Source organism: Actinomadura sp. KC216, assembly GCF_004348535.1.
In the GTDB taxonomy this organism is placed as follows: Bacteria; Actinomycetota; Actinomycetes; order Streptosporangiales; family Streptosporangiaceae; genus Spirillospora.
Window position 1 is genome coordinate 15267 of sequence record NZ_SMJX01000081.1, and the last position, 13913, is coordinate 29179.

Consider the following 13913-nt stretch of genomic DNA (forward strand, 5'->3'; position numbering starts at 1 on the left):
GGCCTCCCCTTCCACTGAGCGGAAACCCGCGGCGGGCGCACCGGACACCGGCTGCCAGGGTGGAAGACGAGCGGCACCGGCACGACGGCCGGAGCCGCCCCGCCGAGTGGGAATGGGAGGCACATGGACATGGTCGAGGCGTCGCCGCACCCTCCGTACCTGTACCCGGGCTACAAGAGCACCGTGCTCCGCGCCCCCGCGCAGGACCTGGTCATGCCGAAGCTCGGCCCCGACAGCGTCGAGCTGACCTCGCCCGTCTTCGGCCACCAGGAGCTCGGCCGGCGGGACTTCGACCTCACCGCCCAGCACGCCGGCGAGCCGCTCGGCGAGCGGATCATCGTCACCGGCCGGGTGCTCGACACGGCGGGCCGCCCGGTGCGGGGCGCGCTGGTCGAGGCGTGGCAGGCGAACGCGGCGGGCCGGTACAACCATCTCGGCGACGTCCACCCCGCGCCGCTCGACCCGAACTTCACCGGCGCCGGACGCTGCCTCACCGACGACGACGGCCGGTACCGCTTCATCACGATCAAGCCCGGCGCCTACCCGTGGGGCAACCACCACAACGCGTGGCGGCCCGCGCACATCCACTTCTCCGTCTTCGGGACGGCGTTCACGCAGCGGCTCGTCACGCAGATGTACTTCCCCGGCGACCCGCTGTTCGCCTACGACCCGATCTTCCAGTCGATCCCGGGCGAGAAGGACCGCGAGAAGCTGATCGCCCGGTTCGACATGGACACCACCGAACCGGAGTGGGCGCTCGGCTACCAGTGGGACATCGTCCTCGGCGACACCCCGATGGAGGCATGAGTGAGCACGAGCACGCCTTCGCAGACCGTTGGACCGTTCTTCGGGTACGCGCTGCCCTACGCGGCCGGGCCCGAGGTCGTGCCGGGGTGGCGGCCGGACGCGATCCGCGTCCGCGGCCGGGTCCTCGACGGCGCCGGGCAGCCGGTGCCCGACGCGCTGCTGGAGATATGGCAGGCCGACGAGACCGGCGAGATCCCGCGGCGGCCGGGCGGCATCGCCCGCGCCGGGCACGACTTCTCCGGCTTCGGACGCTGCGGCACCGACGCCGACGGCGGCTACTGGTTCAGCACCGTCAAGCCCGGAGCGGTCGGTGCGGGCGCGCCCTACATCGCCGTGCTCGTCTTCGCCCGCGGCCTGCTCAAGCCCGTCTTCACCCGGCTGTACTTCCCGGAGGACGCGGCGGCGCACGCGGACGACCCGCTGCTCGCCGACGTCCCCGGCGCGCGGCGCGCGACCCTGATCGCCGAGCGCGAGGGGGAGCGGCGGTACCGTTTCGACATCCACCTGCAAGGGGAGCGGGAGACGGTCTTCCTTGGCTTCTGACGAACACCGCGCGGCGGGCGAGGCCGCCGGAACCGCGTCGCCGGACGCGGGGCTGCTGTCCCCGGTCCGCGCGGGGACGCAGGCCGAGGCCGCCACGAGCGACCTCGCCTACCTGGCGGCGATGCTGGACGCCGAGGCCGCCCTCGCCCGCGCGCAGGCCCGCCTCGGGATCGTCCCCGCCGACGCGGCCGAGACGATCGCCGCCGCCGCCGTCCCGGACCGGTTCGACCTGCCGGACCTGGCGCTCCGGGCGCGCGGCGCGGGCAACCCCGTCGTGCCCCTCGTCGCCGACCTGCGGCGGCTCGCCGGGGCGGCGGGCGAGCACGTCCACAAGGGCGCGACCAGCCAGGACATCGTCGACACCGGCGCTATGCTCGTCGCGGCCCGGACCAGGCGCGCCATCCTCGCCCACCTCGACCGGGCCCTGGACGCGCTGGCCGGGCTCGCGGCGCGGTACCGCGACACCCCGATGCCCGCCCGCACGCTCGGCCGCCAGGCGCTGCCGACGACGTTCGGCGCGAAGGCCGCGAACTGGCTGCTGGGCTGCCTGGACGCCCGCGAACGGCTCGCCGCCGTGTCCCTCCCGGTGCAGCTCGGCGGCCCCGCCGGGACGCTCGACGCCTACGGCGACCGGGCCCTCGACCTGGTCGCCGCGTACGCGGAGGAGACGGGGCTGGCGGCGCCCGTCCTGCCGTGGCACACGCGCCGCACGCCCGTCGCGGACCTCGGGGCGGCGCTGGCGCTGGTCGCCGGCGCGCTCGGCAAGATCGCCACCGACGTGTGGCTGCTGTCGCAGAGCGAGGTCGGCGAGGTGGCGGAGGCGGCCGGGCCGGGGAAGGGCGGATCGTCGTCGATGGCGCACAAGCGCAACCCGGCGCTGTCCACGCTGGTCCGGTCCGCCGCGCTGCAGGTCCCGGCCCAGGTCCAGGTGCTGCTCGCCGCGCAGGCCGCGCCGCACGAGCGCCCGGCGGGGGAGTGGCACGCGGAGTGGCAGCCGCTGCGCGAGTGCCTGCGCCTCACCGGCGGCGCGGCGGAGACGGCCGCCGAGCTGGTGGCCGGCCTGGAGGTGTCCACGGAGCTGATGCGCGCGGACCTCGACGACCTGCTCGACGTCCTCGGCCGCGATCCCGGTCCCGGCGCCGCCGCCGTCCTCGTCGAGCGGGCCCTCGACGCCTACCGCAGGAGCCGCGCGTGACCGGGGCGAGACCGCCGCACCATCGGCTGGACGGCCCGGCGGACGCGCCCGTCGTCGTCCTGGGCCCGTCCCTCGGCACGTCCATGGACCTGTGGCTGCCGCAGCTGCCCGCCCTGACCCGGTCGTGGCGCGTCCTGCGCTACGACCTGCCCGGCCACGGCGACGAGCCGCCACCGGACGGCCCCTTCACCGTCGAAGACCTCGCCGACGGGATCGCGCGCCTCCTGGACGACCTCGGCGTCGACCGCGCCGCCTACGCGGGCGTGTCGCTCGGCGGGGCGATCGGCACCGCGCTCGCGCTCCGCGCCCCCGGCCGCGTCGGCAGCCTGATCCTGTGCTGCACGTCCCCGCGCTTCGGCGACCCGGGACCGTGGCGGGAGCGGGCGGCGCTCGTCCGCCGCGAGGGCGTCGGGCCGGTCGCGGACACGGCGGCCGGGCGCTGGTTCACCCCGTCCTTCACTGGCGCCGACCCGTACGTGGCCATGCTCCGCGCGACCGACCCCGAGGGCTACGCCGCCTGCTGCGACGCCCTCGCCGGGTTCGACGCCACCGGCCGCCTCGGCGGGATCTCCGCGCCGACCCTGGTGATCGCCGGCGCGCAGGACGGCCCGACCCCGCCCGACGGCCACGCCCGCGCGCTCGCCGCCGGCGTCCCGGACGCCCGCCTGACCGTGATCGACGACGCCGGCCACCTGGCCAACGCCGAGCGGCCGGGCCCGGTCACCGAAGCGATCACCTCCCACCTCGACCGCACATGGAAGGGAACCGGCCGATGAGCGACGCGGAGCGGCACGCGCAGGGCATGGCGACCCGCCGCGAGGTCCTCGGCGACGCGCACGTCGACCGCGCCGAGGCCCGCAAGGACGACTTCACCGCCGACTTCCAGGACCTGATCACCCGCTACGCGTGGGGCGAGATATGGAGCCGCCCCGGCCTGGACCGCAGGACCCGCAGCTGCATCACGCTCACCGCGATGGTCGCCGGCGGGCACCTGGAGGAGCTGGCGATGCACGTGCGGGCCGCGCTCCGCAACGGCCTGACCCGCGAGGAGATCAAAGAGGTGCTCCTGCAGTCGGCGATCTATTGTGGGGTGCCCGCCGCGAACTCGGCGTTCGCCGTCGCCCAGCGGGTACTCAGCGAACAGGAGTGACGGGCGGACGGGCCCGGGCGGCGACGGTGCGGGCGGTGACGGCGTGGACGGTGGACGGCGTGGGCGGTGACCAGACGGGCGGCGACCGGGCGAACGGCGCGGGCGGCGCGGGCGGCGCGCGGCCGGTCAGCGTGGCGGGCAAGGTCATGGCCATCCTGAACGCGTTCGCGCAGGGCGGCGTCCGGCTGAACCTGAGCGAGATATGCCGCCGGTCCGGGCTGCCCCTCGCCACCGGCCACCGCCTCGTCGGCGAGCTGGTCGCGGGCGGGTTCCTGGAACGCGTCCCGGACGGCACCTACCGCATCGGCACCCGGCTCTGGCGGATCGGCAGCCAGGCCCCCGCCGTCATGGGCCTGCGCGAGCTGGCGCTCCCGCACATGGAGGACCTGTACGAGGCCACGCACGACAACGTCCAGCTCGGCGTCCTGCGCGACGACCGCGTCCTGATCGTGGAACGGCTGCGCGGCACCCGGTCGGCCCCGATCGTGACGCAGGTCGGGCAGACGCTGCCGCTGCACACCACCGGCGTCGGGAAGGTCCTGCTGGCCTACGCGCCGCCGGAGGTCCGGGAGAAGGTCCTGCGCGGCGACCTCGACCGGCACGCGCGCCGCTCCATCACCGACCCGGACGAGCTGCGCCGCTCGATCGAGCAGGTCCGCCGCTCCGGATACGCGCTGACCCGCGACGAGATGACGCTCGGCGCGTCGTCGGTCGGCGCCCCGGTGCGCGACGGCGCGGGCGACGTCGTCGCGGCGATGTCGCTGGTCTCCGGCACCCGCGGCGCCGACCTGCGGCGGCTGCTGCCGCCGCTGACGACGGCGGTGCGCGCCCTGTCCCGCGACGTGGCAGCGCACTGGCACGGCGGCCCCGACATGTTCTCCGCCGAGCGAGACACCGGCGCCTGAACCCCCCGACGGCGAGACGACGAGGAGAAACAAGAGCGATGCGTACCCAGGTCGCGATCATCGGCGGCGGGCCCGCGGGCCTGCTGCTGTCCCAGCTGCTCCACCTCCAGGGGATCGACTCGGTCGTCCTGGAGAGCCGGGACCGCGGCTACGTGGAGCACCGGCAGCGCGCCGGGATGCTGGAGCAGGGCACGACCGACGCGCTGCGCGACAGCGGCGTCGGGGAGCGGCTCGACCGTGAGGGCCTCGTCCACCACGGGCTGGAGCTGCGGTTCGGCGGCGCCGGGCACCGCATCCCGCTGACCGACCTCACCGGCCGGGCCGTGACCGTCTACGCGCAGACCGAGATCGTCAAGGACCTCGTCGCGCGGCGGCTCGCGGACGGCGGCGACGTCCGGTTCGAGGCCGAGGTCGTGGAGCTGGACGCGTCCGCGCCCCGCGTGACCTACCGCAGCGGCGGCGAGACCCGCACCCTCGACTGCGACTACATCGCGGGCTGTGACGGGTTCCACGGCGTCAGCCGCCCGGCCGTCCCGGGGCTGCGGACGTTCACCCGCGACTACCCGTTCGCGTGGCTCGGCATCCTCGCCGGCGTCCGGCCGTCCACCGAGGAGCTGATCTACGCCAACCACGACCGCGGCTTCGCGCTGCACAGCCTGCGCTCGCCCACGGTCAGCCGCCTGTACCTCCAGGTGCGGCCGGACGAGGACATCGCCGCCTGGTCCGACGCCCGTATCTGGGACGAGCTCGCCGCCCGGTTCGCCACCGACGACGGCTGGAAGCTGCACGAGGGCCCGATCACCGACCGGTCGATCACGCCGATGCGCAGCTTCGTCGCCGAGCCGATGCAGCACGACCGGCTGTTCCTCGCCGGGGACGCGGCCCACATCGTCCCGCCGACCGGCGCGAAGGGCCTCAACCTCGCCGTGTCCGACGTGATCATGCTGGCGCGGGCGCTCACGGAGCGCTACTCCACCGGATCGGAGACCCTGCTCGACGGGTACTCCGACGCGTGCCTGCGCCGCGTCTGGCGGGCCGAGCACTTCTCCTACTGGATGACGACGCTGCTGCACGTCGACCCGTCCGCGACCGCGTTCGAGCGGCGTCTCCAGCGCGCCCACCTGGACTATGTGGCCTCCTCGGAGCCCGCCGCCACGACGCTCGCCGAGAACTACGTCGGCCTGCCGCTCGGATGATGAGAGGCATGTCACCTAAGGTGACAGCATCTGAAATTCTGCCGAAAGGGCAAGTTCGGTCTACCGTGGGGCCCGTGACGGTGCGGGCGGTCGGGGGAGCGCGGTGAGCCTTGTCGAGCAGCCGCCCCACCCGGACGAGACCCCGTCACGCCCGCAGGAACCCGAGCGGCCGGACGAGGCGGAGCGCCCGGACGAGCAGGAGCCGTCCGAGAAGAAGCCCGATCCCGGCGGGAGCAAGCCGGGCGGGCGGCCGCGGCCCGTCCGGGAGCTGGCGCTGATCCTCGGGCTGTTCGGTCTCTACAAGCTCGGCCGCCTGTTCTCCAGCGACCGCGTCACCGACGCGTTCGCCAACGCCCGCGACGTCTGGGACCTCGAACGGGCCCTGCGCCTGCCGGACGAGGCCGCCGTCCAGCAGGCGATCCTGCACAGCGAGGCGCTGATCCACCTCGTGAACGGCTTCTACGCGGCCGTGCACTTCCCGGCGACCGTGCTGTTCCTGCTCTGGATCTACCTGCGGCGGCCCTCCCACTACCGGTGGATCCGCCGTGTCCTGGTGGGCCTGACCGCCGCCGCGCTCGCCCTGCACCTGCTCGTGCCGCTGGCGCCGCCCCGCATGCTCCCCGCCACCGGGCTCATCGACACCGCCGCCCGGTACGGGCCCGCCGTGTACGGGCCCCCGGAGAGCGACATGATCGCCAACCAGTACGCGGCGATGCCGTCCCTGCACATCGGGTGGGCGGCCGTGATCGCGCTCGGGCTCGTCGTCACGTCCCGGACGCGGTGGCGGTGGCTGTGGCTCCTGCACCCGGTCACGACCATCGCGGTCGTCGTCGCCACCGCCAACCACTACTGGCTGGACGGGATCGTCGCGCTCGCGCTGCTGTCGATCACCGTGCTGCTCCTGCGCCCGCCCGCCGCCATCCCGGACGTCCCCGCACCCGGCTCCGGCGCCACGGGCTCCGATGCCTCGGGCTCCGCGCCCAGCGTTTCGAGCAGCTCCACGACCGGCTGAAGCTTCTCGTACAGCAGCAGGACGGGCTCGCCCGGCTCCGCGATGTCCAGCGCCGACGTCAGGGCGCCCTTCAGGTCGCCCGCCGGATGCGTGCGGACGTCCGGGCGCCCCTCCCGCAGCCCCTGGACGATCAGCCGGGTCATCTCGCCGGAGCGGCGCCCGCGCAGGTCCTCGTCCTCGTAGACGACGACGCGGCCGAACGTCGCGGCCAGGGCCCGCGCGGTCTCCGCGACCAGCTCGTCGGACCGGTCGCCCGGCAGCGTGACCGCGGCGACGCCCCCGCCGCCCCACCGCCGCTCGACGAACGCGCCCATCGCGGTGACCGCCGCCGGGTTGTGCGCGTAGTCGACCAGGACGGGATTGGCCCCGACCCGGTACACGCAGCCCCGGCCCGGGTTGCGCAGGTGCGGGTCGAACGTGCGCAGCGCCCGCGCCACCACGTCCACCGGGACGTCGAGCGCCCGGGCCGCAGCGGCGGCGGCGAGCGCGTTCGCGACGACGTGGACGGCGTCCCCGCCGAACGAGCCCGCGACCTCCCCGGCGGGCAGGATCCGGGTCCGGCGGTCGCCGTGCGCCTCCGTCAGCCAGCCGTCCTGCACGGTGAAGCCGATGCCGCCGCCGCGCAGATGCTCCGCCAGGACGGGCGCGCCGGCCGCGACCGCGAAGTAGCGCAGCACCGGGGCCCGTTCCTCGACCGTGGGACGGGCGGCCAGCCCCGCCACGGCCGGGTCCTCCGCGTTGAGGACCAGGTGCCCGCCGCGCCGGATCTCCTCGGCGACCAGCGCCTTGATGTCGATCAGGTCCTCCAGGTGCTCGGTGCCGTCCATGCCGAGATGGTCACGGGTGATGGTGGTGACGACGGCGACGTCGGCGCGGTCGTAGCCGAGGCCGCGCCGGACGATCCCGCCCCGCGCCGTCTCCAGCACCGCCGCCTCCACCGACCGGTCGCCGAGCACCATCTCCGCCGACCGCGGCCCGGACGCGTCCGAGGCGTGCACCAGCCGCCGCCCCACGTACACGCCCTCGGTGCTGGTCATGCCGGTCCGGCGGCCGTCCAGCTCCAGCATGTGCGCGATCATCCGGACGGTCGTGGTCTTGCCGTTCGTGCCCGTCACCGACACGACCGGGACCCGCGACGGCGTGCCCGCCGGATACATCAGGTCGATGATGTCGCCCGCGACGTCGCGTCCCGCCCCCTCGTGCGGCGCCAGGTGCATGCGCAGGCCCGGCGCGGCGTTGACCTCCAGGATCCCGGCGGCGCCGCGGTCGGCGGGCACCGGCGAGCCGATGTCGGGCAGCCGCAGGTCGATGCCGCACACGTCCATGCCGACCGTCGCGGCGGCGCGCACGCACAGGTCCGCGACCTCGGCGTGGACGCCGCCGGTCACGTCCCGGCTGGTGCCGCCGGTGGACAGGTTCGCGTTCCGCCGCAGCCACACCCGCTCCCCGCCGCCGGGCACCGACCGCGGGCCGTGCCCCTGCCGGGCCAGCAGCGCCAGCTCCGTCGGGCCGAGCGCGAGCCGCGTCAGCGGCCGGTCGTGCCCCTCGCCGCGCGCCGGGTCGGCGTTGACCCGCGCCACCAGCTCGGCGACCGTCGCGGTCCCGTCGCCGGTCACGCACGCCGCTGTCAGCTCGGCCGCCGCCACCACCCGCCCGCCGACGACCAGGACCCGGTAGTCGCGGCCCGGGATGTAGGACTCGACGAGGACCTCGCCCTCCTCGCCCGCCGCCGACGCGAACGCCGCCACGACCTCCGGCGCGGTCGCCAGCTCGATGTGGACGCCCTCGCCCTGGTGCCCCGCCAGCGGCTTGACCACCACCGGCCCGCCGATCTCCCGCAGCGCCCCCAGCGCCTCCGCCGGCGACGCCGCCACCCGCCCCTCCGGGACGGGCAGGCCCGCGTCGGCGAGGACCCGGTGCGCGAGCCGCTTGTCGCCCGCGACCTCCATCCCGATCGCCGAGGTGCCGTCGGTCATCGCCGCCCACACCGTCCGCCGGTACCGCCCGTACCCGAGCCGCAGCAGGTTCAGGCCCTCGACCCGGCGGACCGGCACGCCCCGCCGCCGCGCCGCCCGCGCCAGCGCCGACGTGCTCACCCCGAGCCGCTCCTCCTCGTGGGCCGCGGCGATGCGGGCCAGGTCGGCGGCCGGGTCCGGCACCCGCCCGGCCAGCGCGCCGTTGACGAGCCGCAGCGCGAGCGTGATCAGCTGCTCCACCACCGGGCTGGCCGGCGGCTCGTCCCGCGGGCACTCCAGGATCACGTCGTACTCGGCGGGGCCGCCCGCGCGGACCGTCCGGCCGAAGTACACCTCCCGGCCGATCAGCCCGGACAGCTCCAGCGTGACGTGCTCGGCGACATGCCCGAAATAGGTGCCGCGCGCCATCGCGTCCAGCAGCCCGCCCGGGCGGCCCGCCGAGCAGTGGTGCGTCCGCAGCCCCGGCAGCGCCTCCACCAGCCGCTCGGCGAAACCGGGATGGTCGGTCGTCTCGTTTCCGGTCAGGCCCTGCAGATCCAGCCGCGCGATCGCGACGGGACGTGAAAGGAAAACGTTGGGGCCGCTCAGGCGGCGCACATGGTCGAGCCGCACGGCTACTCCTCCTCCGGCCCGCGCATGTTGCCGATCGCCGGGAGCTTGTCGTTCATCTGGAAGGCGCATCCGGCGGGCAGCAGGTGCAGCGACACGTCCAGCATCGCCATCGGCTCGTCGTCGGAGGCGGCGTAGGCGACGGTGGACTGGCCGGCGTCGACGACCGTGACCACGCCCGTCCCGACGACGTCGAACTGCCCGTCGCCGACGACGATCGCGGTGTCCTCGTCGATCCCGACGCCCAGCAGCCGCGTGTCGAGCGCGATGCCGCTCATCAGCCGCGGCAGCCGCCCCCGCTCGTTGAAATGCATGTCGATCAGCACGTTGTCGAGCAGCCCGAGCCCCGGCCCGACCTTCACGCTGGACGCGGCCACCTCGTGGCCGTGCCCGCCCAGGATCATCCAGTGGCCCATCGCGGTGGCGCCCGCGCTCGTCCCGGCGATGACCAGGCCCTCCTGGTCGAGCCGCCGCTTGAGCAGCTCGTTGGTCCGCGAGCCCACCAGGGTCCGGATCCGCGACTGGTCGCCGCCGCTGAACAGCACCCCGGTCGCCGCGTCCAGCGCCCGCAGCGTCGCCGCGCCGTCGGCCGCGGCCCGGCCCAGCAGCCGCAGCTCCCGCACCGAGGTCACGCCGAGCCGCCCGAACACGGCGGTGTACTCGTCGGCGACCTCCTCCGGTACCTCGGTCGCCGTCGTCACGACCACGATCCGCGCGTCCTCGCCGCCCGCGAGCTCGACGAACGTCTCCAGGGCCCCCGACCCGCAGGTCCGGTTCTCCGCCCCACCGATGATCAGCAGCCGGCCCTTGCGTCCGGCACCTCCGATTTTCTCTTTCACACCCGCTAACTACCCTTGATGACGATCTGTAGTCGCTCGATCGCAGCGAGCTGCCGCCCGGCCGGCCGCCTCCCGCCCGGTGCCGGGAATCTTCCGGCCTGCTCGAACGCTGAATCTTTGACGGGCAATGACCACTTTGAGGTGTTCCCGCGCCGTGAGAGGCTGGCAGCCATTGGACGCATCGTCGAACGAGGGACGGTCGTGCCGTGAGTGACATCCCCCGCCGCGCCGTGACGCGGACCGCCAAGCTGGCGAGCCTGCCGCTCGGGTTCGCCGGCCGCACCGCGCTCGGGTTCGGCAAGCGGACGATCGGGCGTCCCGCCGAGGCCGTCGCGCTGGAGGTCCAGCGCCGCACCGCCGACCAGCTGTTCGCCGTGCTCGGCGAGCTGAAGGGCGGCGCGATGAAGGTCGGCCAGCTGCTGTCGATCTTCGAGGCCGGGCTGCCGGAGGAGATCGCCGGGCCGTTCCGCGCCAGCCTGACCAAGCTGCAGGAGTCCGCGCCGCCGATGCCCGCCGCGACCACCCACCGCGTCCTCGCCGAGGGGCTCGGCCGCGACTGGCGCGACCGGTTCGCCGAGTTCGACGACCGGCCCGCCGCCGCGGCGTCCATCGGCCAGGTCCACAAGGCGGTCTGGCACGACGGCCGGACGGTCGCGGTCAAGGTCCAGTACCCGGGCGCCGCCCAGGCCTTGATGAGCGACTTCAACCAGATTTCCCGGCTCAGCAGGCTCTTCACCCCGCTGTTCCCCGGCGTCGAGGTCAAGCCCGTGATCGCCGACCTCAAGCGGCGGCTGGAGAAGGAGCTCGACTACGTCGACGAGGCCCGCGCCCAGAGCGCCTTCCACGACGCCTACGCCGGCGACCCCGACTTCCTCGTCCCGGCGGTCGTCGCCCAGTCGGGCAACGTCCTGGTCACCGAGTGGCTGGACGGCACCCCGCTCGCCAAGGTCATCGCCGAGGGTTCACAAGAACAGCGCGACCGCGCGGGCCTGCTGCTGTTCCGCTTCCTTCTCTCCGGCCCGGACCGCTGCGAGATGATCCACATCGACCCGCACCCGGGCAACTTCCGGCTGCTGGACGACGGCCGCCTCGGCGTCATGGACTTCGGCGGCGCCGCCCGCGTCCCCGCCGAGCTGCAGTGGTCGATCGGCCGCCTGCTGCGCATCGGCACGCTCGGCGACCCCGAGGACATCGTCGACGCGCTCCGCGAGGAGGGCTTCCTCGCCCCGGACGCCGACGTCGACGCCGGCGAGGTCGCCGACCTCGTCGCGCCGCACGCCGCCCCGTTCGCCGTCGAACGGTTCCGGTACTCGCGCGAATGGCTGCGCGAGCAGACCGCGCGGGGGCTCGGCCTCGCGTCCGACATGCGCCCCGGCGCGCTCGCCCGCCAGTTCCGGCTGCCGCCCCAGTACCTGGCCGTCAGCCGCGCCCTGTCCGGATGCGGCGGCGTGCTCTGCCAGCTTGAGGCCGAGGGCGCGTTCCGCGCCGAGGCCGAACGCTGGCTCCCCGGCTTCGCCGACGGCGAAGGCCCCGACCTGGACGACCAGACCCGCGCCACCGCCTGACCCCGCCTCCGAGCCGATCACGCACCGGGCGGGGCGTACGAGGCGACCGGAGCGAGCGCAGGGCGCCTCTGGATTTCAGGCGAGGGCCTGGGCTTCCTCTTGCTCGACCTGCTGCTGCCACTCGCGCTTGCTGGACTGCCAGCCGTCCTCGTCACGGCCCAGGCGCCAGTAGCCGGAGATGGACAGCCGCTCCAGCGGCAGGCCGCGCTCGACCCGCAGGTGCCGCCGGAGCACCTTGACGAAGTTCGCCTCCCCGTGGACGAACGCGTGCACGTCCTCGCTCGGGAACTCCAGCTTCTGGACGGCCTCGACCAGCAGGTCCCCGACCTGGCCGCCATCGCGGTGCAGCCACACGATGTCCGCGTCGCCCGGGGTCGGCAGGTCCTGCTCCTCCTCGGGCCCGGCGACCTCGACGAACACGCGTGCGGGCGCGCCGCTCGGGACGCGTTCGAGGGAGGCGGCGATCGCGGGCAGCGCGCTCTCGTCGCCGACCAGCAGATGCCAGCCCGCGTCGGCGCTGGGCGCGTAGGCGCCGCCCGGCCCCTGGAAGTAGATCTGCTCGCCGGGGCGGGCGCTGGCCGCCCACGGCCCCGCGAGGCCCTTGTCGCCGTGGTGGACGAAGTCGATCGTGAGCTCGACGGCCTCGGGGTCCCACGCGCGGACGGTGTAGGTCCGGGTGGACGGCCACTGCTCCCGCGGCATCTCCGCGCGGACCTTCTCCATGTCCAGCGGCTCCGGGTAGGTGACGCCCGGCTGCATGAAGAGCAGCTTCACGTAGTGGTCGGTGAACTCTCCCGCGCCGAACCCGGCCAGGTCCTCACCGCCGATGACCACCCGGATCATGTGCGGGGTGACCCGTTCGGTGCGCAGCACCGTCCCCCTGGTCAGCCTGCGTCCCTTGCGTGCCGGTTCCGTCGCCATGCAGCCCTCCGATGCGCCCGATCACCACTTAGGCAAGCCTAACCACCGGTTCGCCCGGATTGTTCCACCGGGTTACGGCCGGGCCGACGGGCACGGCGACGCGGCGACGGACGGGGAGGGGCGACCGACGGGGACCGGCGTCAGTGCGCCGAGGTCAGGCGGGCCGCCCGGGTCCGCGCGACCTCGGCGGCGACCGCCTCGAACGCGGCGTCCGTCTCCTCCCCGCCGACGAGGGTCGCGAGCGTCGATTTGACGATCACGACGCCGTGCCGCGGCGAGACCCAGATGCGCTGGCCGCCGAGGCCGTCGGCGGAGAACGCGCCGTCCGCGCCCAGCCACCAGTGCAGGCCGTAGCCCTGGTTGAACGGCGCGGACGGGCGCGTCGACTCCGCCACCCACGAGGCCGGGACGACCTGCCGCCCGTTCGCCCTGCCGCCGTTCAGGTACAGCAGCCCGAACCGGGCGAAGTCGCGGTCGGTGGCGTAGTAGCAGCAGTACGCCATGCTGTTGCCGTTGGAGTCGTTGCCGAGGAGGGCCTTGGACGCCATCCCCGCCGGTCCCCATATCTTCCGCTGCAAGTAGGCGTGGTACGGGACGCCGGTCGCCTTCGCGACGACCCACCCGAGGACGAACGAGTTCATGCTCGTGTACTCGAATCTCGTCCCCGGCTCCCAGCCGCGCTCGCGCTGCCTCGCCATCGCGGTCAGCGGGTACCCGAGGCTCGCGGCGACGTGCACGGGCGGGACGTCGACCGTCTCCTCCCACGCGATACCCGACGACATCCGCAGCAGGTCCCGCAGCGAGACGCCGTCGTACCCGGAGCCCTCCAGCTCCGGGACGTACTCGGTGACCGGATCGTCGATCGAGCCGATGAACCCTTCCCCGAGCGCGATGCCGACCGCCGCCGACGTGAACGACTTCGCCATCGACCACGACTGGAAGAGGCTGTCGCGGGTCGCGGCGACGTAGCGCTCGAAGACGATGTCGCGGCCGTCCAGGACGACGAAGCCCTGCGTGCCGGTGCGGAGGAGGTAGTCGTCGAGCGTGTGCGTCCGCCCCTCGTAGGTGTAGGTGACCGCCAGCGGTCGGTGCGCCTCGCGCAGCTCGACCGGCGTGGACGAGGGGAGCAGCGCGTCGAACCCGGCCGACCGCTCCGCGACGGCGGCGGACGGCGGCGCGGGCGCCGGCGGCGGGG

The 13913-nt window shown here is 74.6% G+C and carries 12 protein-coding genes and 1 pseudogene; 9 read left to right on the forward strand and 4 right to left on the reverse strand.

Features of this window, described 5'->3' with window-relative positions; all coding sequences use genetic code 11:
* Positions 1-123 precede the first annotated feature (123 nt).
* From pcaH to E1264_RS16500, 8 genes are all read left to right on the forward strand, one after another.
* Complete coding sequence (gene pcaH / locus E1264_RS16470; protein WP_132174350.1) at positions 124-807, forward strand: protocatechuate 3,4-dioxygenase subunit beta; 684 nt, start codon at positions 124-126, stop codon at positions 805-807.
* On the forward strand, positions 808-1350 hold the full coding sequence (gene pcaG, locus E1264_RS16475; RefSeq protein ID WP_132174352.1) for a protocatechuate 3,4-dioxygenase subunit alpha: 543 nt from the start codon (positions 808-810) through the stop codon (positions 1348-1350).
* Entirely contained in the window at positions 1340-2545 is a 1206-nt protein-coding gene (gene pcaB, locus E1264_RS16480; protein WP_132174354.1) for a 3-carboxy-cis,cis-muconate cycloisomerase, read from the forward strand. The genes pcaG and pcaB overlap by 11 nt, the downstream gene beginning before the upstream one ends.
* The gene (gene pcaD, locus E1264_RS44630; RefSeq protein WP_207935960.1) at positions 2542-3321 is read left to right on the forward strand and encodes a 3-oxoadipate enol-lactonase; all 780 of its coding nucleotides are present in this window, start codon (positions 2542-2544) and stop codon (positions 3319-3321) included. The genes pcaB and pcaD overlap by 4 nt, the downstream gene beginning before the upstream one ends.
* The gene (pcaC, locus tag E1264_RS46235; protein WP_347813399.1) at positions 3318-3695 is read left to right on the forward strand and encodes a 4-carboxymuconolactone decarboxylase; all 378 of its coding nucleotides are present in this window, start codon (positions 3318-3320) and stop codon (positions 3693-3695) included. Before pcaD ends, pcaC begins: the two co-directional genes overlap by 4 nt.
* 35 nt (positions 3696-3730) lie before the next feature.
* Positions 3731-4600: an IclR family transcriptional regulator gene (locus E1264_RS16490; RefSeq protein ID WP_243710969.1), complete on the forward strand. Its 870-nt coding sequence runs from the start codon at positions 3731-3733 to the stop codon at positions 4598-4600.
* 38 nt (positions 4601-4638) lie between these two features.
* Positions 4639-5796: a 4-hydroxybenzoate 3-monooxygenase gene (locus E1264_RS16495; RefSeq protein ID WP_132174356.1), complete on the forward strand. Its 1158-nt coding sequence runs from the start codon at positions 4639-4641 to the stop codon at positions 5794-5796.
* 103 nt (positions 5797-5899) lie between these two features.
* Positions 5900-6808 carry a phosphatase PAP2 family protein gene (locus E1264_RS16500; RefSeq protein WP_207935962.1) on the forward strand — a complete coding sequence of 303 codons (909 nt, stop codon included), beginning with the start codon at positions 5900-5902 and terminating at the stop codon, positions 6806-6808.
* 23 nt (positions 6809-6831) lie between these two features.
* Here the strand turns inward: E1264_RS16500 and cphA are convergent.
* Positions 6832-9465, reverse strand: a pseudogene (gene cphA / locus E1264_RS45340) (cyanophycin synthetase); the annotation flags it as partial.
* Entirely contained in the window at positions 9399-10232 is an 834-nt protein-coding gene (locus E1264_RS16510; protein WP_207935963.1) for a cyanophycinase, read from the reverse strand. The pseudogene cphA and the gene E1264_RS16510, both read right to left, overlap by 67 nt.
* A 206-nt stretch (positions 10233-10438) precedes the next feature.
* On the opposite strand from E1264_RS16510, the gene E1264_RS16515 reads away from it, so the two are divergent.
* On the forward strand, positions 10439-11797 hold the full coding sequence (locus tag E1264_RS16515) for an AarF/ABC1/UbiB kinase family protein (protein ID WP_165964209.1): 1359 nt from the start codon (positions 10439-10441) through the stop codon (positions 11795-11797).
* Between the two features lie 75 nt (positions 11798-11872).
* Here the strand turns inward: E1264_RS16515 and E1264_RS16520 are convergent, their stop codons facing one another.
* Positions 11873-12718, reverse strand: coding sequence for a siderophore-interacting protein (locus tag E1264_RS16520; protein WP_132174360.1), 846 nt, complete (start codon positions 12716-12718; stop codon positions 11873-11875).
* A gap of 140 nt (positions 12719-12858) precedes the next feature.
* Positions 12859-13913, reverse strand: a 1055-nt coding sequence (locus tag E1264_RS16525; RefSeq protein WP_243710970.1) for a serine hydrolase domain-containing protein, incomplete at its 5' end; no start/stop codon positions are given.

Excerpts from the sequence above, each read along its gene's own strand:
- pcaH (WP_132174350.1), top strand. The coding sequence starts at position 124 with ATGGACATGGTCGAGGCGTCGCCGCACCCTCCGTACCTGTACCCGGGC.
- E1264_RS16520 (WP_132174360.1), bottom strand. The coding sequence starts at position 12,718 with ATGGCGACGGAACCGGCACGCAAGGGACGCAGGCTGACCAGGGGGACG.
- E1264_RS16495 (WP_132174356.1), top strand. The coding sequence starts at position 4,639 with ATGCGTACCCAGGTCGCGATCATCGGCGGCGGGCCCGCGGGCCTGCTG.
- pcaC (WP_347813399.1), top strand. The coding sequence starts at position 3,318 with ATGAGCGACGCGGAGCGGCACGCGCAGGGCATGGCGACCCGCCGCGAG.